The organism is Prosthecobacter sp. Pr1, from assembly GCF_057652315.1.
Map to the genome: position 1 here is coordinate 26,655 of NZ_JBYFBS010000020.1, position 21,294 is coordinate 47,948.

The 21,294-nt window shown below is 60.1% G+C and carries 17 protein-coding genes; 7 read left to right on the forward strand and 10 right to left on the reverse strand.

Annotated elements, in window-relative coordinates:
* Positions 1-3: 3 nt before the first annotated feature.
* The 10 genes from AC24GY_RS24405 to AC24GY_RS24450 form a co-directional block, all read right to left on the reverse strand.
* Positions 4-129, reverse strand: coding sequence for a hypothetical protein (locus tag AC24GY_RS24405; RefSeq protein WP_422320991.1), 126 nt, complete (start codon positions 127-129; stop codon positions 4-6).
* Positions 130-247: 118 nt separating this feature from the next.
* Positions 248-6,685 (reverse strand): autotransporter-associated beta strand repeat-containing protein, encoded by a 6,438-nt coding sequence (locus AC24GY_RS24410; protein ID WP_487688265.1) that lies wholly within the window; start codon positions 6,683-6,685, stop codon positions 248-250.
* A gap of 522 nt (positions 6,686-7,207) precedes the next feature.
* Positions 7,208-7,417 (reverse strand): transposase, encoded by a 210-nt coding sequence (locus AC24GY_RS24415; RefSeq protein ID WP_422320993.1) that lies wholly within the window; start codon positions 7,415-7,417, stop codon positions 7,208-7,210.
* A gap of 158 nt (positions 7,418-7,575) precedes the next feature.
* The gene (locus tag AC24GY_RS24420) at positions 7,576-7,797 is read right to left on the reverse strand and encodes a hypothetical protein (protein ID WP_422320994.1); all 222 of its coding nucleotides are present in this window, start codon (positions 7,795-7,797) and stop codon (positions 7,576-7,578) included.
* Between the two features lie 220 nt (positions 7,798-8,017).
* Complete coding sequence (locus AC24GY_RS24425) at positions 8,018-8,986, reverse strand: CNNM domain-containing protein (protein ID WP_487688269.1); 969 nt, start codon at positions 8,984-8,986, stop codon at positions 8,018-8,020.
* A gap of 11 nt (positions 8,987-8,997) precedes the next feature.
* Positions 8,998-9,759 (reverse strand): ABC transporter permease, encoded by a 762-nt coding sequence (locus AC24GY_RS24430; RefSeq protein WP_487688271.1) that lies wholly within the window; start codon positions 9,757-9,759, stop codon positions 8,998-9,000.
* Complete coding sequence (locus AC24GY_RS24435; RefSeq protein ID WP_487688273.1) at positions 9,756-10,553, reverse strand: ABC transporter ATP-binding protein; 798 nt, start codon at positions 10,551-10,553, stop codon at positions 9,756-9,758. The genes AC24GY_RS24430 and AC24GY_RS24435 overlap by 4 nt, the downstream gene beginning before the upstream one ends.
* Before the next feature lie 15 nt (positions 10,554-10,568).
* A complete protein-coding gene (locus tag AC24GY_RS24440; protein ID WP_422320998.1) occupies positions 10,569-11,540 on the reverse strand; it encodes an ABC transporter substrate-binding protein in 972 nt (323 codons plus the stop codon).
* 51 nt (positions 11,541-11,591) lie between these two features.
* Positions 11,592-12,554 carry a cysteine synthase A gene (gene cysK, locus AC24GY_RS24445; RefSeq protein ID WP_487688277.1) on the reverse strand — a complete coding sequence of 321 codons (963 nt, stop codon included), beginning with the start codon at positions 12,552-12,554 and terminating at the stop codon, positions 11,592-11,594.
* 63 nt (positions 12,555-12,617) lie between these two features.
* Positions 12,618-12,800, reverse strand: a complete 183-nt coding sequence (locus tag AC24GY_RS24450; RefSeq protein ID WP_487688280.1) for a YezD family protein — start codon at positions 12,798-12,800, stop codon at positions 12,618-12,620.
* A gap of 326 nt (positions 12,801-13,126) precedes the next feature.
* On the opposite strand from AC24GY_RS24450, the gene AC24GY_RS24455 reads away from it, so the two are divergent.
* From AC24GY_RS24455 to AC24GY_RS24485, 7 genes are all read left to right on the forward strand, one after another.
* Positions 13,127-14,728: a ShlB/FhaC/HecB family hemolysin secretion/activation protein gene (locus AC24GY_RS24455; RefSeq protein WP_487688283.1), complete on the forward strand. Its 1,602-nt coding sequence runs from the start codon at positions 13,127-13,129 to the stop codon at positions 14,726-14,728.
* Positions 14,729-14,755: 27 nt separating this feature from the next.
* Positions 14,756-16,603: a DUF2341 domain-containing protein gene (locus AC24GY_RS24460; protein ID WP_487688285.1), complete on the forward strand. Its 1,848-nt coding sequence runs from the start codon at positions 14,756-14,758 to the stop codon at positions 16,601-16,603.
* Between the two features lie 12 nt (positions 16,604-16,615).
* Positions 16,616-17,020 (forward strand): ExbD/TolR family protein, encoded by a 405-nt coding sequence (locus tag AC24GY_RS24465; RefSeq protein WP_422321003.1) that lies wholly within the window; start codon positions 16,616-16,618, stop codon positions 17,018-17,020.
* Positions 17,021-17,042: 22 nt separating this feature from the next.
* Positions 17,043-17,750, forward strand: coding sequence for a TonB C-terminal domain-containing protein (locus AC24GY_RS24470; RefSeq protein ID WP_487688288.1), 708 nt, complete (start codon positions 17,043-17,045; stop codon positions 17,748-17,750).
* Between the two features lie 129 nt (positions 17,751-17,879).
* Positions 17,880-19,760, forward strand: a complete 1,881-nt coding sequence (locus tag AC24GY_RS24475; protein WP_487688291.1) for a putative porin — start codon at positions 17,880-17,882, stop codon at positions 19,758-19,760.
* A 2-nt stretch (positions 19,761-19,762) separates the two neighbouring features.
* Positions 19,763-20,452 (forward strand): phage major capsid protein, encoded by a 690-nt coding sequence (locus tag AC24GY_RS24480; protein ID WP_487688294.1) that lies wholly within the window; start codon positions 19,763-19,765, stop codon positions 20,450-20,452.
* A complete protein-coding gene (locus AC24GY_RS24485; protein WP_487688296.1) occupies positions 20,449-21,282 on the forward strand; it encodes a peptidylprolyl isomerase in 834 nt (277 codons plus the stop codon). Before AC24GY_RS24480 ends, AC24GY_RS24485 begins: the two co-directional genes overlap by 4 nt.
* Positions 21,283-21,294 lie beyond the last annotated feature (12 nt).

Below are 21,294 nucleotides of genomic sequence, written 5' to 3' on the forward strand. Positions count from 1 at the left end.
GGTTCAGCGGGCGATGAAGGTGAGCAGACCGAGCAGACTCAGGAAGAGGGCGACGAGGCCAGCGACTGCGCTGATACGGAGCAGGGTGTCCATCAAGGAATGAACTTTGAAGGAAGCGGGTGAAGACATGATTTGAGTGCTGTGTTTGCAGCGCCATTCCTGATGCCTCAGGTCGTGACAGCCTGCGTTGTTGGCGATGGATGACCTTCCCCTTTGAGGATCAGCCGGTGCCGCTGGCTTCATCGCCTCACGACTGGTGTGTTGAAAAGCTTCGGGCGGAGCGACGGCGGCGCATGACGAGTGCCGCCACACCGCCGAGAGAAAGAAGGGCGCGGGAAGGCTCGGGCACTGAGCCGGTGATGTAGAGGATGCCTGCATCGGCGAACTGGTCGGTGTTCCAGTGCAGCAAGGGGTCGGTCAGCGTCGGGAGCTCGAAGTCGGTGCTGACATCAAAGCCATTCAGATTGACGGCTGACCAGTCGATCAGGTTGAACACGTCGCCATAGACAGGGGTGTAGTTGTCCAGAGTGATCTTGAGCAGGCTGCCGGAATTCAGAGTGAGCGTGCCGGCCACGCTGATGAGGTCAATGCTTGTCGAAGTGGTGCTGCCGAAGGCGAGAACATTCGCTGCGAGGGTGGGATCCGTGGTGTTGCCCGAAGCTGCACCGATTTGAAACAGCGCCCGCGGAAGCAGGCTGGTGGCACCGCCTGCCAGCGTGAGATCGCTGGTGAAAGCCAGCGTGCCAAAGCCGTCTCCGGCGGTACTGATGCTGGCAGGGTCCGAGCTGGCACCGGCACTGAGGACCACGGCTCCCCCAACCGTGATGGGTCCTGCGACAGTGCCGGTGCCGCTTATGGCACCACTGCTTGAGCTTCCATTCTGGGCGTATCCCCCGGAGACACCGGTCACGTCTAGCGTGGCACCGGCATCCACCTGCACCCAGTTGGAAGATTGGATCGAGCCCGCCTCGCTCAGGGCCAGGGTGCCGCTGCTGACGGTGGTCTTGCCTGTGTAGGTTTCCGCTGCGCTCAGCGTCAATGTTCCTGTGCCGCTTTTCGTCAGTGCGGTATGTGCCGTGGCTCCATCTTGGATGACTCCGGCAAAGCTGCCGGCACCGGCCACCGTCAGTGTTTGCGTGCCCGAGGCTGCGCTGTTGGTGACGATGTTGGCTCCCGTTCCGGCTGTGTCCAGGCCACCGACAGTGGCGTTGAAACCGTTCAAATCATACGTGCCTGCAGTGTTGTCTGTGGCGGCTCCAAGCGTGAGCACGGAAGTAAGCGGCAGCGCATTGGCGACACCGTTTTTCAAAGTGGCACCGCCATTCACGAGGGTGGGGCCGTTGTAGTCGTTGGTCGCATTGGTCAGCGTGACGACAGCTCCACCGGTCACGATGAGGTCGGAGTTCGCCAAGGCACCTGTGATCTGTCCGCTGACGGTGAAGGTGCCGCCGCTGAGCGTGAGCTTGGTGCCGTCCTTTGTCAGCGTGCCTGTGAGTGTGAGCGTGCCGCCGCCGGCGTTGCTGATCACGCCGCCGCCAGTGCCGCTGATGGTGAAATTACGGCTGAGTGTGGCCGTGCCACCGGTGTAGGAAAGGGTGCCCACCGCAGTGGAGCCGAGCGTGATGGCAGAGATGCCGCCGCCCAGCGAGCTGAACTGACCGACTGAAATCGTGCCGCCCGTGATGGCGAGGGCTCCCGTGAAGGTGTTTGCACCACTGAGTGTCAGTGTGCCGGTGGTGCTCTTGGTCAGTGCGACCTGCGCAGTGGCTCCATCTTGAATCACGCCATCAAAGGAGCCTGTGCCACTGATGGTGAGTGTGGAGATGCCGCTGGCGGCACTGCTGGTGACGATCTTAGTCCCAGTGCCGGAGCTCGTGAGTCCGGCGAGGGTTTCATTGAAGCCATTGAGATCGTAGGTGCCATTGGTGTTTCCCGTTGCTTCTCCCAGAACGAGAGTGCTGGTGTCAGTCAGCACTTCACTGGCTCCGTTCTTCAAAGTACCGCCGTTGAAGACGTCGGTGGAACCTACAAAGTTGTTGGTGGTGTTTGAGAAAGTGACTGTGACGCCGTCGATGTTGTTCACCGACGAGGCTCCGGTTATCTGGCCGGTGACGATGAATGTGCCGCCGCTGAAAGTGAGCGCACGGTTTGCCACACGCGTGAGAATGCCGCTGAGCGTGAGCACCGCGCCGCCGCTGTTTTTGATGATGCCACCGCCCACGCCGTTGACCGTGATGGCCCGGCCCAGCGTGGCGTCCGTGACTCCCGTGTATTCAAGCGTGCCCGTGGTGGTCGCCGCACCGATCAAGACCGCGCTGGTGGCGCTGCCCAGCGGCTGCGCCGTGCCATTTGCGGCGATGGCGTTCACTTTCAGCGTGCCGGCGCTTACAGTCACCGCACCGGTGAAGCTGTTGGCTCCATTGAGCACCCAGGTGCCGGTGCCGTCCTTGGTCACACCGACGATGGAGATGGCGCTGTTGTTGAAGTCGCTGATCACGCCATTGACCGTGCCAAGGGTCGTGCCACCGAGCAGAATGTTGCGGTTTCCCGTCGCGCCATTGGCATCAATGCTGCCATTGATGGTCAAAGTCCCTGCCGAAACGGTGATACGAGCATTGCCGCCGCCGCCATTGATCTGCGAAATCGTGCCGTTGATGATGTTGTTGCCCGCCACGCTTGAGATCGCGCCTGCGGTGTTCACGGAACCGTCGCTGCTGAGTGCATAACTGAGATCGCTGCTGAGGGTGATGTCTCCAGCCGAGCCGTCCAGCTGCAGGCTGGGGATGTTGCCCCCGGCAATGCGGATGGTTTTGGTGCCGATGCCGAGTGCGCTGCCGTTGGTGATGGTCAGCGTGCCGGTGTTCACGGTCACGTTGCCGGTGAATGTGTTGGTGCCGCTGAAGGTGATGACACCCGCCACTCCGTTGTCGATGGTGATGGCATTCGTGCCTGTGCCGGAGGTGGTGACGATGTTGCTGGAAATATTCAGCGTAGTGTCGGAGTGCCTAAAATTCAGCGTGGCAGTGTTGGAGCCGTCAGCATTCAGCGTGATGTCTCCAGCACCCAGGGAGCCCGTGCTGGTGGCAATGGTGGACCCCACCTGCAGGATGCCTTGGAGAATCGTGGTGCCGCCGGTGTAGGTGCTGTTTGCGGTGATTGCGAGCGTGCCTGCTCCGGTCTTGGTCAAACCGCCTGTGCCTGCCAGGGCTGCACTCAAAGTCAGCGTCGCACCGCTGGATGCATCCACCGTGCCGCCGCCATTCAGGAGAATTGAGGAGGTGATTTTGTTGGTGGTGGCGCTGGTGACTTTCAGTGTGCCGGCATTGAGCTGAATGTTTTCCGCAATGGCGGTGAAGCCCGTGACATCCAGTGTGGCACCGGAGGAGACCTGCGTGCCGCCAGTGGTGTCTCCCAGCGCGTTGGCGTTGCCGAGCTTGAGGGTGCCGGCGCTCACGGTGATGGCACCGCTGAAGGTGGCGCTGTTGCCAGAGAGGATCGCTGTTCCTGCTCCTTGCTTGGTCAGTGTGCCGCTGCCGCTGAGCACGTTGGAGAAGAAGAAGTCTTCAGGGCGGTTGAGCACGATGGCTCCGTTGTTCAAGATGGCGCCAGTGCCGTAGGAGCCCATACCTGCCGTGACACCATCACCGAGGATCAATGTGCCCGCGCTGATGGTTGTGGCGCCGGTGAAGTCATTGAATCCGCTGTTGATGATGGTGAGGCTGCCGGTCCCCTGCTTGAGCAGCGTAGTGGTCCCGCTCAGATAGCCGGTGCTGCTGAAGGTGTAGTCCTTGATCGTGTTGTCGACCAGGATGGAGTTGGGCGTGAGCTGGGCTGTCAGATTGACATTGGTGGAGCCTGTGGCGCTGTCATCAAAGCGCACGCTGTCGATGACGCCAACGTACTGGAGGTAGCGGGTGGCGGTGCCGCTGGTGGTTTCCTTCCAGTTCAACGTTCCCGTGCCGGTGGTCGGGTCGGGGCCGTCGTTGATGTCCCAGTCGCTGCTGGTGGCTCCGGTCCATTTGGGCACATCAAAAGCACTGATGTTGAGCTGAACTTTGGAAGCACCGGCGTTATCAACGAGATTTGCGGTGACGCGTGCTGGCAGTGTGCCGAGCATCAGACCACCGAAACCTGCGCCGCCGATGCTGCCGGTGTAGCTGATCAGATTGATGGTTCCGACGCTGAGCCCCGTGCCACTGATGTTGAGGACATTGCTGCCGTTGGTGCTGAAGGTTGTGGCGCTGATCAAGTCGGCGGTTGGATTGCTGAAGCTGCCGAGGTTCAGGTGGAGCGTGCTGCCGGTGCTGGCTCCCAGGGTGAGGGCTGAAGTGTTCAATGTCTGTCCTGCCGCACTCAAGGTGAGGCCCAATGCGGCGCCATCCGCCACCGTGATAGCACCGCCGCCCGTCTGCGAAGTCGTGATATTGAGCTGCCCTGCATCCACCGTGGTGGCTCCCGTGTAGCTGTTGGCAGCAGTCAGAGACCATGTGCCCGCGCCTTCCTTGGTCACGCCAAGAACATGGCTGCCATTGTCGGAGATGACGCCATTGGCGCTGCCGCTGGTGGTGACATCGAAGATCACACTGACCGGGCCTGTGGCGCTTGTGGCAGGTGCGATGCCGCCGTTCAAGGTCAGCGTACCAGCCGTCACCTTGATGCGGGTGTTGCCTGTGCCAAAGCCTCCCGTTGTCGGAGCGATGTTTCCTGCGATGAGGTTGTTTCCTGCGCTGCTCAGGATGGCGGGTGCCGTGGCGCTGTCATTGCTGGTGATGAAACTGAGATTTGAGGCCAAACTGATGTCACCGTTGCTGCCGTCGAGTTTCAAAGTGGGGGCGTCAGTAGTGCCGCTGATCGTGATGGTCTTCGGGCTTGCACCCAGTGCGCCGGATTTCGTGATGGCCAGGATGCCACCCGTGATGCCGACATCCCCGACAAAAGTGTTGGAGGCCCCTGAAAGTGTGAGCGTGCCTGCGCCGCTTTTGACGAGCGCCAGATTGTTCTCATTCGTGCCCGTGCCACCAAGCATCTGCGCCCAGGTCACGGTGCCGGCATTGTTGATGGTCAGTGTGGAGATCGCGGCATTGCCACCGACGACTGCATTCGACTGGCTGTTAACATTACCAGAAACAGCCAGGCCGACCACCGTCTGGTTGCTGGCTCCCGTGGCATTGCCGAGCTGAAGGACGCCGCTGTTGGCTCCGTTGCCCAGTTGAAGCGTCGTGGAGGATGAGAGGCGTCCATCGCCGCCGGTGAGAATCACCCGGCCGTTATTGATGCGGGTGGCGCCGGTGTAAGTGTTGGCCCCCGTGATGGTGAGCGTGCCGGTGCTGCCTTTCGTGAGCGCGCCGGAGCCAAGCGTGCCGGTCTGCAAGGCGGTGGCGAAAGTGATATTGTTGCCATTTGTATCGATGGTGGCGACGACGCCATCATTGATTTTGATTCGAGCGGAAAGGTCGCTGGTGTTTCCTGTGGCCCACTGAAGCGATGACGTGCCTGCATAGGTGATCAAGCCCGCGCTGCCCAGTGCACCGGAGGCAAAGCTGATTGTGCCTGTGTTGATCGTGACGCCGCCGGTGAAGGTGCTCGCCGTGCTGGACAGCGTGAGCACTCCCGCGCCGCCCTTGACGATGGCGATGTTGTTTTCATTCGTCCCGGCACCGCCGATCTGCCCACCATAAGTGTTCGCATCGGCGTTGTTGATCGTCAGGGTGGAAACGGCCGCATTGCCGCCGACGACATAGTTCCCTGTGTTTCCCGCACCGGCTGAGGTCAGGCCCAGGGTGGTCTGGTTGCTGGCGCCGCTGCTGTCGCCGAGTTGCAGAATGCCACTCTGAGCTGCCTGACCGATGGCAATGGTGCCTGAGGCGGAAAGGCGATTGTCACCGCCTGACAGCACGGTGCGGCCTTGACGGGCACGGAAGAGTCCGGTGAAGGTGTTTGCGGCGGTGATGGTCAGGGTGCCGCCGCCATTCTTGATGATCCCGCCCGTGGCGGAGGCGCCGGTTTGCAAGGCGGACGCAAAGGTGACGTTGCCTGAGCCGAGATTCAGCGTGGCTGTCACTCCGTCGTTGATCTTGATCTTCGCGGAGAGGTCATTGGTGTGATTCGCCTGCCAGGAGAGGGCGGAATCCGCCTGAAAAACCACGCCTGTCGCGGAGTTGAGCGAACCAGTTGTAAACTGCAAAGTGCCTCCCGTGGTGACGAGATTGACATTGCCGGTGAAGGAATTGTTGGTCCCACCACTCAGGCGCAATATGCCTGCACCGGTGAAGTCGAAGCCCTGCGTTCCACCCAGCCTGGCGGAAATGATCGTTGTTCCTCCGCCGACCACATTGATGCTGGGAAGCCCGGTGGTGGTCTGCAGAGTCAGCACATTGGTGCCGCTGCTGGCAAGCGTCCAGATGTTGCTTTGCGTCGTGTCTGCAAACTTGAGCGACCCAATGGTGAACGCGGCATTGACGGTCACCGTGCGATCAGCGGTGATGTTGAGCAGGCTGAAGTCGGCCAGTTGATCGGCCCCGCTGGCAGGTGTGCCGCCCAGCCATTTTGTGCCATCGTTCCAGTTGCCCAAGGCATCAGAGTTCCATGATGAGCTCGTCTGTGACAGAGCGGCAAGGGGCAGGAGCAGGGCGAACAGAGCGGAAAGTGTGTTCTTGAATGAAGATGTGTTCTTTGAAATAAACATGGGGCTGTGAAACCTCTGGTCTCAGGTGCGCCCGCAGCCTTCGTCTTCGCGATCAGCTGATCAGGGCATGGTGGCAGAATCCTTCCGTGCAAACGGATCGGGGTGCTGCGGACCTCGTCGATGGTCGCGTCAGCAGGTCAGGTCATCAGTGCTGCCAGGACGGATGGTGCAGCCGTCCTGGCAAGCTCTCAAAAGCCTCAACAAAGCCGGAACGTTTCCGGAGCTGATGCTGGGATGATTGAAGATGGCTGTGGGTTTTTCATGAAGGCTTTCCAGGGACCCCGCTGTCTTTCCCATGAAGAAGGATCAGGGCGGGGATTGCTTTTGAGGTGGAACCTTCCGTTTGCCGGATCGGTGCAGGATGGCGTTTTTGAGGCGCCGCTTTAAAAGCATATCGTGATAGTAGGTTATTAAACTCTAAATCACTCTTGTCCAGTAGGTATAAGAAACTTTTTCGCCGGGAGCGATGCGACGTGGTTGTGTCAAAGCGCGGCTGTGGTGCTTGCTGGAGTATGGAATCGGCTAGGCAGAGCGATTCCGCGGCATCGATGGCGGCAAGGGTGGGTAGAGCATGTTGATCGTCGATTCGCGCAGCCAGCCACCCAGGGAGTGCGGGTTGATGCCCAGCCTGTGGGCAACTTCTTTGCGGCTGATGCCTTGGCGGATTTGGGAACGGGCTGCGGCTACAAGAGCCGACTTTTCAGCAGGTGAATAACGCGGAGGAGGAGGCATGATCGTGGATGTGTTGGTGAGGTGAGGAGGTTGAAATTATCTTCCGCCAGGGATGGCAGTCACAATCGGCGGCGCTGAGTAATTGAGCGCAGGATGGAACAGCGGGTCAGGCAGCTCCTCAGATCCCCCATGAATGAGGAGCTGCCTTTTCTGCGTTTTTACCTGCTATTTTTCGCCTTGCGGCGCACACTTCCAACCACTGGGGCAGGCAAAAAATGGGTGTCGTCGAAAGCCTCGGCGTCATAGGCCAGTTCAAGGGCGGCTTTGGAACCGGGGACGAAGCGCCAGTAAAAACGGCCTCTGCTTTCAGGCTGGTGGATGCGGCCGAACTGGTCTTTGGATGCCGAACGATCGGGTGTTTTCTGTTTGAAGAAAGACATGAGAACAATGGGTGTGAGATTGCATGCTTTATCAGGTACCTCCCAAGGTCATGAGTCGGTCAAGGAGACGATGATGAGCTTTAAACTATACTATGTCAATATGAATAAGATCTGCCTGTGAATATTTTTCGTTCATATCCAGGAGACGGGCGTGCAATGCTGCTGACCTGACCTTCAAAACAAGGTCCTGCTGATTTGGATCCACCGTGCGCATGAAAGCTCAGACCCTCGCGCCCATGAGGACCTTCATCACATCATCCATGGTGATCCAGCCGGTCATTTTGCCGCTGGCATCATCTACCAGGGAGGCGATTTCGCTCTGCTCCAGAAACAAGGTCAGCAGCTGAGTCAGAGACGCCATGCTTTGGATGTGCAGCACCGGGCGGATCAGCGTGGTCCAGTCAGCGCCGGGTTCGGTGAGGTTCTGCAAAAACAGCTCGCGCACGCGGATGTAGCCGGTGATTTGGCTCGCGTCTCCCGTGCGGCTCACGGGGTAGCTGCGGTGAAGCTTGGGGCCGAGCGCCTGTACGTTTTCCAAGAGGGATTTGCGCGCATCGAAGATTTTCACCGCCCCATGCGGCACCATGGCGGTCTTGATGCGGCGGGCGCTCAGCGTGGCCGCATGGATCATGATGATTTCCTCGTGGTTGTGCAGCAGCTGCTCAGACCGCGCTGACTGCACCAGAGTGATGATGTCCATGATGTGGTCGCTCTGGCCGCGGCCGTCGCCCGCGCCGCTCTTGAGCTTCTCACAAAATTTCTCCATCAGCAGGATGAGCGGATGGCAGACAAACATCATCCACGTGAGCGGAACAATCAGCCGGGGGGCGAAGCGCGCGGCATGATGCACGCCAATGATCTTGGGGGCCATCTCACCGCCGAAGAGCACGGCCACGCTCATGACGATGGAAAACAGCCCCAGCCACTCCGCCCCGTAGATCCCGGTGAAGAGCGCCCCGGCCAGAGTGGCCAGTCCGGTGTTCGCCAGTGTGTTGAAGGCGAGGATGGCGGAAATCGGCCGCTCGATGCGGTTCTTCAGCAGAAGCCAGCGCGCCGCATGCGCAACGCCCTTCTTCTCCTGCAGCTTCAAATCCAGCGGATTGAGGCTGAGCAGCACCGCCTCGGTGAGCGAGCAGAAGAACGACACACCGAGGCTGGCGGCGCAGATGATCAGGAAGAACAGCAGCATGGGGGGGCAGGCTAGGACAGCCCCCAGCGCTTGCGCAGGAAGCGTTCCCATGGACTGAACAATGCCTTGTCCGCCACAAAACCAACGACAAGGATCACCAGCATGATGGCGGCCACCTGATCCATGGCCTGCAGCTCGCGCCCGTAATGCAGCAGATGGCCGAGGCCAAAACCGGTGAGCACCGTGACGTAGATCTCAGCCGCCATGAGAGAGCGCCAGGCGAAGGCCCAGCCCTGCTTCATGCCACTGACAAGGTGAGGCAGGCTGGCGGGCAGCAGCACATTCCACAGCAGATGAAAACCGCTGGAGCCCATGGTGGTGGCAGCGCGGCGGTAGATCGGCGGGATCTGGCGAATGCCATGATCCGTGGCCAGCAGCACCGCCCACAGAGTGCCCATGATGACGATGAAGAGCATGGCGGTTTCGGTTTGCCCGAACCACAGCAGCGACAGCGGCACCCAGCAGACGCTCGGCAGAGTTTGCAGTCCAAGTGCGAGAACACCGATGGTGTCTTCGGCAAAACGAAAGCGCGCCGTGAGCAGGCCCAGCGGGATGCCCACCAGCAGGCCGATGATGTAACCGATCATGAGCCGGGTCATAGTCACCATCCCGGCGGCAAGCAGGGTGCCATCCAGCGCGGCAGTCCAAAGGTACTGGCCGATGGAAAGCGGGGATGGCACCAGCACGGGCGACCACCAGCCTGCGCGCGATGCGGCTTCCCACAGGGCGACGACGACGGCGAAAAAAGCGAAGGAGCGAAGAAACCGTTTCATAGCGCAGCAGGGGAGTGTTTTTTGAGTTCCACCGTGATGGCGCTGGCGATCTGGGCGACGGCGACATCATTGATGTCGCGCTGGCGTGGCAGCTTCACCACATACTCCGCATGAATGCGGCCGGGGCGTGGCGTGAAGAGCACCACGCGATCTCCGAGGCAGACCGCTTCGCGCACATTGTGAGTGACGAAGACGATGGTCTTGCAGCGCTTCTGCTGGATGTCCTGCAGGTCGGCGTAGAGCTGCTCGCGCGTCATGGCGTCGAGCGCGGCAAAGGGTTCGTCCATCAGCAGAACGCGCGGATTGGGAGCCAGGGCGCGTGCCAGTGCGACACGTTGCTTCATTCCACCGGACAGCTCATGGATGCTGGCATGCGCGAAGTTTTCCAGGCCGACGAGTTTCAAATAGTACATCGCCAGCTGCTTGCGATCAGCATCTGTCAGGCCCGGTTTCAAGTTCAGGCCAAACAGGACGTTGTTGATGACATCCAGCCAGGGAAACAGCGCGTGCTCCTGAAACATGACCATGCGCTGACGCCCCGGCCCGGTGACGGGCTGGCCATCGGCATGGATGCTGCCGGAGGTCGGCGCTTCCAGACCTGCGATGAGATTGAGCAGGGTACTTTTGCCGCAGCCGCTGGCACCGAGCAGGCAGACAAACTCGCCCTCGGCCACCTGCAGGTTGATGTCTTGCAGCGCCTCGACCGTCTGGCGTGCGCCATGGTAGGTTTTGGAAACGTTTTGAACCTGGAGTTTGGCCGGCTGCGGATTGTGGAGTGCTTCGTCTAAAGTCATTCAGGTGGCGCTGGATCAGAGCTTGGGTAGCAGGGCGTCGAGGGCAGGGATGTCGTGGAGGAAGCCGGCCTTCTTGGCGGATTCCACCATCTCGTCCAGCGCCGGACGAGAGACTTCAGTGTTCAGCACCACACGCGGCAGTGAACGATCCAGCAGGGGATCGCCCGGGGCCTTGGTGGTGAGTTCTTTCAGCTCAGCTTTGATCAATTCGCGGGCTTCAGCCGGATTCTTTTTGATCCACTCGGTGAGTTCAATGTGCGCAGCGACGAGTTTCTTCGCCAGCTCAGCACGCTCCGTCACGAAGGCGGCGCTTGAGGCAAGCAGGGTGGCAAAAGTGCCTTTGTCTTCCACGAAGATCTTGCCACCGGCTTCGAGTTCGAGGCGTGAGACCCAGGGCTCCACGGTCCAGACGGCGTCGATCTCGCCTTTGACGAACAGTGCAAGTTGATCCGGATTCTGCGTGGGGAGCACGAAGGCATCGCCACCGGTCTGCGTCACTTTGAGGCCGTTGTCAGAAAGCCAGGCGCGAAGCTCGATGTCCTGCGTGTTGCCAAGCTGGGGCGTGGCGATGCGCTTGCCTTTGAAATCAGCGGGTGTGTTGATGTTGGCCGCCGGGCGCACGACCAGAGCGCTGCCACCAGTGGCGGCACTGGAGAGAATGCGCAGTTCCGTGCCTTTGGATTTGGCGTAGGCATTGAGCACCGGGCTGGGGCCGATGTACGTCACATCCAGCGCACGGGCAAAGATGGCCTCCGTCGCGGAGGGGCCTGCATTGTACACAAACCACTCCACCGGCACACCGAGACGCGGCTCAAACCAGCCTTTGCCCTGACGGCTGAGCTGATGGGCCACGAGTCCCTGAATGTGCGTGATGTTTGGGAAGTGGCCGAAGCGCAGCGGCGCCTTGGGATCGATTTTTTGTTTGCCGCAGGCCGTGAGTCCGGCGGCGGACAGAGTGCTCAGTTGGAGGAAGTCGCGTCTGTTCATAGGTGGTGGGTGTTGTCGGGAAATCGGGAGAGTGGGTCAGCAGCAGGAGCATCAGGCCCCGACTTTGTTGCGAGCTTCGTCGGCGAGTGCCGTGGAGAGGTAACGTTCTCCCGTGCTGCACCCCACGGTGACGATCAGCTTGCCCGCATTCTCCGGTCGTGCCGCGACTTGCAGCGCGGCCCAGACGTTGGCTCCGGTGGAAATGCCCACCAGCAGGCCCTCTTCACGGGCAAGACGCTGCGCCGTGTGGATCGCGTCTTCATTGGTGACCTTGATGACTTCATCGAGGATTTTAATGTTGAGATTCTTCGGCACGAAGCCGGCACCGGTGCCCTGAATTTTGTGGGGGCCTGGCACCAGCGGTTCGCCATTCAGAGTCTGCGTGATCACTGGTGATGCCGCGGGCTCCACCGCGATGGATTTGAAATCCGGCTTGCGCGATTTAATTACTTCGCTCACGCCCGTGATCGTTCCGCCCGTGCCAACGGCAGCGACGAAGATGTCGATCTTGCCCTCGGTGTCGGCCCAGATTTCTTCCGCCGTGGTTTTACGGTGGATCTCTGGATTGGCCGGATTTTCAAACTGCTGGGGAATCCAGGAGTTAGGCGTCGAGGCGTGCAGTTCGTTCGCTCTTTCAATGGCGCCCTTCATGCCCTTCGGGCCGGGAGTGAGATCAAGCTCGGCACCCAGCAGCGCCAGCAGCGTGCGGCGTTCCAGGCTCATCGTTTCAGGCATGGTCAAAATGATGCGGTAGCCCTTGGCGGCGGCTACAAAGGCCAGCGCGATGCCGGTGTTGCCGGAGGTCGGCTCGATGATGGTGGTGCCTGGCTTCAGCCTGCCATCAGCTTCCGCCGCTTCGATCATGGCACGGCCAATGCGGTCCTTCACGCTGCCAAGCGGTTCCTTGAATTCTCCCTTGACTGCAATCGTGGCATTCACCCCTGCTGCGATGCGGTTGAGCTTGATCAGAGGGGTGTGGCCGATGGCTTCAATGATGCTGTTATGGTAGGACATGGCTTGAATCGGAGTTATGGTTGATGGGTGGGGAGAGAAAAGAAGTTCAGCGGCGAAGCGGCGTTACTTCCGGCTTTGCGTGGCCAGCGGCTCGCTGGCCAGACGGGTCTTCTCGGTGCTTTCGACCTGCGTCACACGTCCTTCATGCACGATGATCTGCACAGATCCGAATCGCAGGGCGGAGACCTTCTGTTTGACGATGTCGACCCAGGACTCGACTTCAATTTCTGCGGTTGGCTGAGACATGGTGTGTGAGGTGAGGATTCGTGTTGCGGTATGCCGGATTAGGAGTGGATCCTGATTGCTTTCAATTAACATGTATTATATGCGAATATACACAGGGCAAGTAGGAATAAAGAATTTTTTCATGTCAGTATTTGTCAATTATTTCTCGACATTCAAAATCCACGTGCTCCTAATCTACATCTACAGAGTATGAAAACACCGTGAGGACACGAATCCAGCGGTCGCGGGCCTGAGGCCCGCAGTTCATACGGCCCAGGAAGGCACTTCCCGCTGAATGGCAGAGGTGTGCTGAACTGGCGACCGCCTTCAACGGAGCCCGTCACATCATGTCCCATGCTTCTACATCCATCATGCCTGCTTTGCTGCGCCTCATCGGCGTTGCCTGGTTCTTGTCGGTGTCGACTGCGCGACTGCCAGCACAGGAGGCTTCCGCTTCTCCGCAGAGGATGTACATCCAGGAGTACGAAGTGACCGGGGTGAAGCATCTGCCTCGTCTTGAAGTGGAGAAGGCCGTGTATCCCTTTCTTGGTCCGGGCCGCACGGCAAACGATGTGGAGCAGGCGCGTGCGGCGCTTGAGAAAGCTTACAAGGACAAAGGCTACCAGACCGTGTCCGTGCAGATCCCGCGGCAAAACGCCAGCAGCGGCATCGTGCTGCTCCACGTCGTGGAGACCGTCGTGGGACGTCTCCGGGTGCATGGCTCGCGCTATTACGACATCGACAAGATCAAGGAAAAGGCGCCCTCGCTGGCGGAGGGAAGCCTGCCGAATTTTAACAACATCAACAAGGACATCATCGCGCTGAACCGCCAGGCGGATCTGCGTGTGTCGCCGGCCCTGCGCGCCGGTGTGCGTCCGGGAACGGTGGACATCGATCTGGATGTCAAAGACAAGTGCCCGCTGCATGGCAGCCTGGAGGTCAACAACCGCCACAACAACAACACGACGCCCTGGCGCGTCAACGGCTCCCTCCGCTATGACAACCTTTGGCAGCTCGGCCACTCGCTGGGCGTGAGTTATCAGATCGCGCCGGAGCGCCTCAATGACGCGCGCGTCTTCTCCGCTTTTTATCTCGCACGCATCCCCGACGTCGAGGGCGTCAGCCTGCTGCTGCAGGGATCAAAGCAGGACAGTGATGTTTCCACTCTTGGCGGGGCCGCAGTGGCGGGTCGTGGTCAGGTGGTCGGCATGCGCCTGCTCTTCACCCTGCCACAAAAGGAGGGATTCTACCAGTCGCTGAGCTTCGGCATGGACTACAAGCGCTTTGACCAGGACATCACCGTGGCCGGTGCCAAAACCTCCGCACCCGTCACCTACTTTCCATTCAGCCTGAGCCATGCGGCCACGTGGACGGAGACCGCACACACCACCGAGTTGAACACCGCCATCGTCTTCAGCCTGCGCCGGATGGGGACGGACCAGTCCAATTTCAATCGTCGTCGTTTCAATGCGGACGACGGTTTCATCTACTACCGCGGAGATCTGGCGCACACGCAAAAGCTGCCAGGCGGTTTTGAAGCCTATGGCAAGATTCAAGGCCAGCTCAGTTCCGGCCCGCTGATCAACAACGAACAGCTCGCAGGCGGTGGCCTGGCCACGGTGCGCGGCTACCTTGAATCCACTGCGCTGGGAGATGGCGGTGTCTTTGGTTCAGCAGAGCTGCGCTCGCCCTCGCTGCTGTCTGACAGCGATGCTAAAGCCAACCAGTGGCGCTTCTACGTCTTTGCCGATGGTGGCCGTCTCAAGTTACGCAATGTGCTGCCCGGGCAGGAGTCCACCTTCGATCTTTTCAGCGTCGGGGCCGGCAGCCGCTTCCGCGTGCTGAATCATCTCAACGGCTCCGCCGACGTGGGCATTCCGCTGACCACCCAGGGCATCACGCGAGTCGGCGAAGTCCTCGTGACGCTCCGCTTCTGGGCGGAATTTTAATTTTCCATTTCTTCCAAACCAACGCGCATGATCAAACCTCTGCTTCAATCACTTGCCCTGCTGCTCTTTGCCGCGACCGCATCGTCTGCTGACACCGCCTGGTGGGATGCGAAGTGGACCACTCGCAAGAAGATCGACATCGACACCACCGGCAAGGGCGTGGCCATCGCCGAACCCATCGGCACCACGGCCGTGCTCGTGCGCCTGCATGAGGGCGTGTTCAGTTTCCTCTCCGCCAAGGAAGATGGCAGTGATCTGCGCTTCGTGGCGGATGATCACAAGACGCTGCTCAAACACCACATCGAGAAATGGGACGCGCTGCTCAATGAAGCCTACGTCTGGGTGCAGGTGCCAGAGCTTAAGCCCGCCAGCGCCACCAGCATCTGGCTCTACTACGGCAACACCGAAGCAGCGGCAGGTGAGCCGGCCAAGGAAACCTATGAGGCAAACACCACGCTGGTGTATCACTTTGCCGACACCTCCAAAGCTGGCGCAGACTCATCCGCCACGGGGGCGAATGCCGAAGGCACACCACCACCCGCCACCGGCTCGCTCATTGGCGGCGGTCTGCGCGTGTTCGGACAGGCCCCCATCAAAGTGCCAGCGCCACCGCTGCCGGAGTTTGCACCCGGAGCACCGCTGACCGTTTCCGCTTGGATCAAGCCCAGCGCCTTGCAGCCCAATGCCGTCATCTTCAGCCGCCGCGATGGCGCGAATGCCTTCATCCTCGGTCTCAACAACGGGATTCCGTTTGTGGAACTCAACAAGCAGCGCAGCAGCGAAGGTGCGCCCATCGTCGCCGGTGGCTGGCATCATGTGGCTGCAGTGGCGGATGCAGGAACGGTCACCTTGTATCTTGATGGCAAATCTTATGGCGCTTTGACCGCCGCCCTGCCGAGCCTCAAAACACCTGCCGAGATCGACAAGGACACCTCATCGGGTGCTGTCGGTTTCACGGGAGAAATTGATGAATTTCAGATCGCCAAAACAGCACGGCCTGCCGGCTTCATCCGCTTTGCCGCCGTGAATCAGGGCACCTCGGCGGACAAGGACAAGCTGATCACCATCGGCGCAGACGAGGCTTCGGATCACGAAGAGGAAGGGGAGATCATGAAGCATCTCTCCCTCATCACGGACATCTCCAAGGACCTCACCTTCGACGGCTGGGTGGTGATTTTCCTCTGCACAGTGCTGGCCATCGTCGGCTGGATCATTGCAGCCGGGAAGATCATGTACCTCAACACGATTGAGAAAGCCTCCAAGGAGTTCATGAAGCGCTGGGAAAAGATCTCCTCAGATCTCACCGCCATCGACACCGAGGATGAGGAGAGCATCAAAAACATCGGGGGCAGCATGAGCGCCAGGATGCAGAAGCTCATGCGCCAGTCGCCGCTGTATCAGCTCTATCACTTGGGCTCGCAGGAGATCAGCAACCGCATGAAATCCTTCCGCCAGGTGACCTTCAATCCTGCTGAAAAGAAGGAGCTCCAGGTGCTCAGCCTCTCGGGCCGTTCCATCCAGGCCATCAAGGCGGTGCTGCACGGCGGCATGGTGCGCGAGGTGCAGAAGCTCAATGGCAAGCTCGTCTTCCTCACCATCGGCATCGCGGGTGGTCCTTACCTCGGCCTCCTCGGCACCGTCATCGGGGTCATGATCACCTTCGCCGTCATTGCGAAATCCGGCGAGGTGGAGGTGAACTCCATCGCCCCCGGCATTGCAGGCGCGCTGCTCGCCACCGTGGCCGGCCTCGCCGTCGCCATTCCAGCCCTGTTCATCTACAGCTACCTCAGCTCACGCATCAAGGATGTCGTCTCCAACATGGAGACCTTCATCGACGAGTTCGTCACCAAGATGGCCGAACACTACAAGGAATAACCGCGCACCACCATGCAGGCCGACAACAAATCCTACGATGACATCAACGTCACGCCGATGGTGGACCTCTACCTCGTGCTGCTGCTGATCTTCATCATCATGACCACCGCAGGCGTGCAGGGCGTGAAGGTGAATCTGCCGCGCGGCGGCCCCTCCACCTCCAAGCCCATCGAAGGGCCAAAGATGCAGGCCATCACCGTGGACAACCAGGGCAACATCAAGCTCAACGCCACCGCCGTCACCATCGATGAACTCTCCGGCAAGCTGGAAGCCATCAAGGCCGCGACCCCGGACGTGCCCGTCGTCATCCGAGGCGACAGCGCCACTCAGTACCAGACCATCATGGACGTGCTCACCGCCGTGGGCCGCTCAGGCATCACCAACATCGGTCTGGCCACGCAGGCGGCAAAGAAATAATCCCGCACAGATCTACCACGCCATGGCATCACCTCACATAGATGACGAAGACGAAGAGCCCGGATTCATCCGGCGCTACTTCGTGCTGCTGATTCTCGGCGGGCTCGTGCTGGCTGGCGGTGTTTACTTTGCGGTCAATCACAAGCCGTCCAAGTCCGCACCCAGGAAGAAGGTGGACGTGGTCATGGTGATGCCGGTGCTGCCGCCGCCCCCACCTCCACCGCCGCCGCCTCCTCCCAAGGAAGAACCGCCGCCTGAGAAGGAGGAGGAAATGATCGCGCAGGAGGAGGTGAAGCCTGACGAACAAAAGCCCGATGACAAACCTGCCGAAAAGCCTTCGGATGAACCTCTCGGTACAGCCCTTGGCGGTGGCGATGGCAGCGGACTCGGTCTTGGCGGCGGCGGAGGTGGCGGCGGCATGCTCGGCGGTGGTGGTGGCAAAGGCGGCAGCAAATGGGGCTGGTACGCAGGCGCGGTGCAAAACCGCATCGCCGATGCCCTGCGTGCTCATCCGCTGACACGTCAGGCCGGATTCTCAAACGTGGTCAAAGTCTGGAGCGATGCCACCGGACGCATCACCCGCGTAAAGCTGAGCAGCAGCACGGGAGACAGAGCCGTGGATGCCGCCATCGAAAACGAAGTTCTTCGCGGACTCGTGCTCAGCGAACCGCCCCCCGACGGCATGCCCATGCCCATCAGCCTCCGACTCTCCGCCCGCAAACCGAACTGAGGCATGAACCCACGCGCAAAACTTTTCCCAATGCTGCCCACTCGCATCCATCATCTGGTCCTTCCCGGTTTGTTCGCATTCGCTGCCACAGCGTGGTCACAAACAGCGGCGCCCGCAAAACCAGCCCCCGTGCAGACAGACCCCGCACTCGTCGAAGCCTCTCTGCCGCTGCCCCAACAAATCGCCGCCGCTCCTCCTGCACCCAGTTACAAGGATCTGCCGCCGAATGAGTTGTTTGATCCCCGTGGAATGCCCGTCCCCACTGAGGCGCCTGCTGCACCACCACCCGTGGAAGAAGAGGAAGACGAACCCAGCATGGCCGAAAGCCTCGCGGTGAATCTGGTCAAGCGCATGGTGGAGCGCGGCATGATGACCAAGGAGGATGCACAGGATCTCTTCCGCGTGGCCGAGGCAGACGTGGCCGCCGCCAAAGCGAAGCGCAGGGAGCGCAAAGCCGCCGAGCAGGAGTTTGCGCGCGCCACGGGCATCCCCGCAGCCGCTGCCGCAGGCGGTGCAGCCGGAGCCATCGCCGCAGACAGTGAAAAGATCCGCGTCACCTACGTGCCGGAGTTTGTGAAGAATGAGCTGCGCGAGCAGATCAAAGATGAACTCGTGCTCGAAGCCAAAAAGGGCGGCATCCTTTCCCCCACTCTTCTGCCGGAGTGGGTCAGTGCCTGGCATCCCTTTGTCGACTTCCGCATGCGGTATGAGTATGACAGCTTTCCTGCCGGCAATGATGTGAGCGGGGCCTTCCCGAATTTCAACATCATCAACACCGGGGCGCCTTACGACACCAGCAGCACGCAGTTTGCTCCGCAGATCAATGCCGACCAGGATCGCGAGCGCGTGCGTCTGCGTCTGCGTCTGGGCACCGAAATTGATCTCGGGGATCACTTCACCATGGGCGTGCGTGTCGGCACCGGTGACAGCAATTCCCCGGTCTCAGGCAATCAATCTCTTGGCAGCACCAACACCGCGCCCGGGGGAAATTTCAGCCAGCAGGGCGGCCAGTTCTCCAAGTATGCCATCTGGCTTGATCGCGCTTTCCTGAAGTGGGAGCCCGTGGACGCTTTTTCGTTCACCATCGGCCGCTTTGACAATCCCTTCTTCTCCACCGCCGCCATCTGGTCCGAAGACATCGGCTTCGACGGCGTCGTGCTGAAGAGCCGCTACAACGTGCATGACGGCCTTGAGCCCTTCCTCACGCTGGGAACTTTCCCCATCTTCAACACCGATCTCAACTTCGCCTCGAATCAGCCCTCCAAGTTTCAAAGCCGGGACAAATGGCTGCACGCAGGCCAGGTGGGTGTGGACTGGAAGATCAGCAAGGACTGGCATGCCAAAGTCGCAGCCGCCTACTACCACTTCCAAAACATCGAAGGCGTGCTCTCCAGTCCTTACGCACCCCAGAATGCGGAAGACCAGGGCAACACCGACAGCTCCCGCCCCACCTTTGCGCAGAAGGGAAACACCTACCGCCCCATCCGCAACATCGTCGCCAATGCCACCAACGGCTTCGGCACCACGAATCAGTTTCAGTACTACGGCCTCGCAACACCGTTCCGTGTGGCCGCCGTCACCGCCCGCCTCGACTACAACGGCTTCGAGCCCTTCCAGGTCTCTTTGATGGCCGAGTATCTGCAAAACCTCGCATTCAACCGGTCGGCCATGAATGCCATTGCGGTCAACAATCGCAGTTCCGGCGGATTCGCCGGTGGCAACAAGGCATGGGACATCCACCTGCGCTTTGGCACGCCAGAAATGCACAAGCGCGGCGACTGGATGACCTACCTTGGCTACACGCATCGCGAATCCGACTCCGTGGTGGACGGCTTCAACGACCAGAACTTCGGCGGCGGCGGCACCAATCTCGAAGGCTACACCATCGGCGGCGCCATCGCTCTCTCTCCTCGCGTCAATGCCGCGCTGCGCTGGATGAGCGCCAATCAGATCGCCGGTCCGCAGTTCAAGGCCGACATCCTTATGTTCGACATCAACGCCAAGTTTTGATCATGAAACACACTCACTTCATTCTCCCTGTCTTGTTGCTGTGGGCCGCAGGCCTGCTGCATGCGGAAGACCTCACTCCCACGGAGCAGCGCCTGAGCCAGTCCTTGAAAGGTATCGCCGTGCGTCTGCGCGCCGTGGAGACAGATCGTGCCAATCTGCAGGCGGTGCAGTCGCAGAACGACATCACCATCAAGCAGCAGGCCGATGAGATTGAAGCTCTGAAGAAAAAGCTCGCTGCCGCCACGAAGCAGGCGGCGGCAGATCAGGATGCCGCGCGCAAATCCATCGACGGACTCAATGCCAAACTGGAAGTGCGTGAAAACGAAAACGCCCAGTACAAAAAGGCCCTGGAGAAATGGAAAGAAGGCTTCAACAAAGCCGCCATCATCGCCCGTGCCAAGGAAGACGAACGCGCCAAAGCCGTGGCCAGCGTGACCGATCTGCAAAACAAAGTGGCCGACCGCGAACGCAAAAATCTGGAACTCTACCTGATCGGCAGCGAGATCCTCGAACGCTACAAAAACTACGGCCTCGGCAAAGCCCTGCTGGCGCGCGAGCCCTTCACCGGCACCAACAAGGTGAAGCTGCAAGCCCTCGTGCAGGACTACGCGGACAAGCTGCAGGACAACAAGCACAGCCCCTTTCATGACGATGCCGTCAAATCCGGCGCGCCACCCGCCACGAAGCCATGACCCACGCGCGTCATCTCCTGTTCCTGCTGGCATTCACGGCTGCACCGGCCGATGAAGCAAAACTGCTGGTGAGTTCAGGCGGTGTGGAGATCTCGGTCGAGGATATACGCGCCTCATTGGAGACGCTGGATGCGCGCCAGCTTGCCGCTGTGCGCGAAGACAAAGTGCTGCTGGAGCAGGTGGTGCGTTCATTCATCGCCCAGCATCTCGTTTTGAACCAGGCTTTGGAGAAGAAGTGGGATGAAGAGCCTCAGGTCGTTGCACGGCTGAAACGTGCGCGCGATACCGCGCTGACCCAGAGCTATCTGGAGTCCGTGTCGCAGCCGCCCGCCCACTTTCCTGACGAGGACGAACTCAAAGCCGCCTACGAACTGCGCAAGCCCTCGCTACTGGTGCCGCGCAGCTACTGCATGGCGCAGGTCTTTGTGCCGGTGGCTCCCAATGCGGATGCAAACGCGCAGCAGCAGGCGAAGGAAAAAATCAAGGCCGCAGAGCGCTCAGTGCGTGACGGAAAAAATTTCGTGGAGATTGGCTGGCTCACGGAAAATCAAATCCAGCCCGAAATTCGAACGAAGATGCCCGTGCTGAAGTCGAACATCACGTCTCAGCCCATCCGGCTCGATGACGGCTGGCACCTGCTGAAGGTGCTGGAAACGCGCGAATCCTATACCCCCACACTGGATCAGGTTCGCGCCCAGTTACGCGTGACGTTACGCAACGAGCGCCTCCGCGAAAACACCCAGGCCTATCTGGCCCGGCTGCTCAAAGAAACCCCCATCGTTCTCGATCAGGCGGCGCTCCAGCGCGTGCTGCCGGCTCAGGCGAACTGAACTTCCCATTTT

What these genes read in the sequence shown, in the direction of transcription:
- AC24GY_RS24440 (WP_422320998.1), bottom strand. Translation starts at nt 11,540, where the DNA reads ATGAACAGACGCGACTTCCTCCAACTGAGCACTCTGTCCGCCGCCGGA.
- AC24GY_RS24420 (WP_422320994.1), bottom strand. Translation starts at nt 7,797, where the DNA reads ATGTCTTTCTTCAAACAGAAAACACCCGATCGTTCGGCATCCAAAGAC.
- AC24GY_RS24455 (WP_487688283.1), top strand. Translation starts at nt 13,127, where the DNA reads ATGTCCCATGCTTCTACATCCATCATGCCTGCTTTGCTGCGCCTCATC.
- AC24GY_RS24405 (WP_422320991.1), bottom strand. Translation starts at nt 129, where the DNA reads ATGTCTTCACCCGCTTCCTTCAAAGTTCATTCCTTGATGGACACCCTG.
- AC24GY_RS24480 (WP_487688294.1), top strand. Translation starts at nt 19,763, where the DNA reads ATGAAACACACTCACTTCATTCTCCCTGTCTTGTTGCTGTGGGCCGCA.
- AC24GY_RS24470 (WP_487688288.1), top strand. Translation starts at nt 17,043, where the DNA reads ATGGCATCACCTCACATAGATGACGAAGACGAAGAGCCCGGATTCATC.
- AC24GY_RS24425 (WP_487688269.1), bottom strand. Translation starts at nt 8,986, where the DNA reads ATGCTGCTGTTCTTCCTGATCATCTGCGCCGCCAGCCTCGGTGTGTCG.
- AC24GY_RS24485 (WP_487688296.1), top strand. Translation starts at nt 20,449, where the DNA reads ATGACCCACGCGCGTCATCTCCTGTTCCTGCTGGCATTCACGGCTGCA.
- AC24GY_RS24465 (WP_422321003.1), top strand. Translation starts at nt 16,616, where the DNA reads ATGCAGGCCGACAACAAATCCTACGATGACATCAACGTCACGCCGATG.
- AC24GY_RS24435 (WP_487688273.1), bottom strand. Translation starts at nt 10,553, where the DNA reads ATGACTTTAGACGAAGCACTCCACAATCCGCAGCCGGCCAAACTCCAG.
- AC24GY_RS24415 (WP_422320993.1), bottom strand. Translation starts at nt 7,417, where the DNA reads ATGCCTCCTCCTCCGCGTTATTCACCTGCTGAAAAGTCGGCTCTTGTA.
- AC24GY_RS24430 (WP_487688271.1), bottom strand. Translation starts at nt 9,759, where the DNA reads ATGAAACGGTTTCTTCGCTCCTTCGCTTTTTTCGCCGTCGTCGTCGCC.
- AC24GY_RS24450 (WP_487688280.1), bottom strand. Translation starts at nt 12,800, where the DNA reads ATGTCTCAGCCAACCGCAGAAATTGAAGTCGAGTCCTGGGTCGACATC.
- AC24GY_RS24410 (WP_487688265.1), bottom strand. Translation starts at nt 6,685, where the DNA reads ATGTTTATTTCAAAGAACACATCTTCATTCAAGAACACACTTTCCGCT.
- cysK (WP_487688277.1), bottom strand. Translation starts at nt 12,554, where the DNA reads ATGTCCTACCATAACAGCATCATTGAAGCCATCGGCCACACCCCTCTG.
- AC24GY_RS24460 (WP_487688285.1), top strand. Translation starts at nt 14,756, where the DNA reads ATGATCAAACCTCTGCTTCAATCACTTGCCCTGCTGCTCTTTGCCGCG.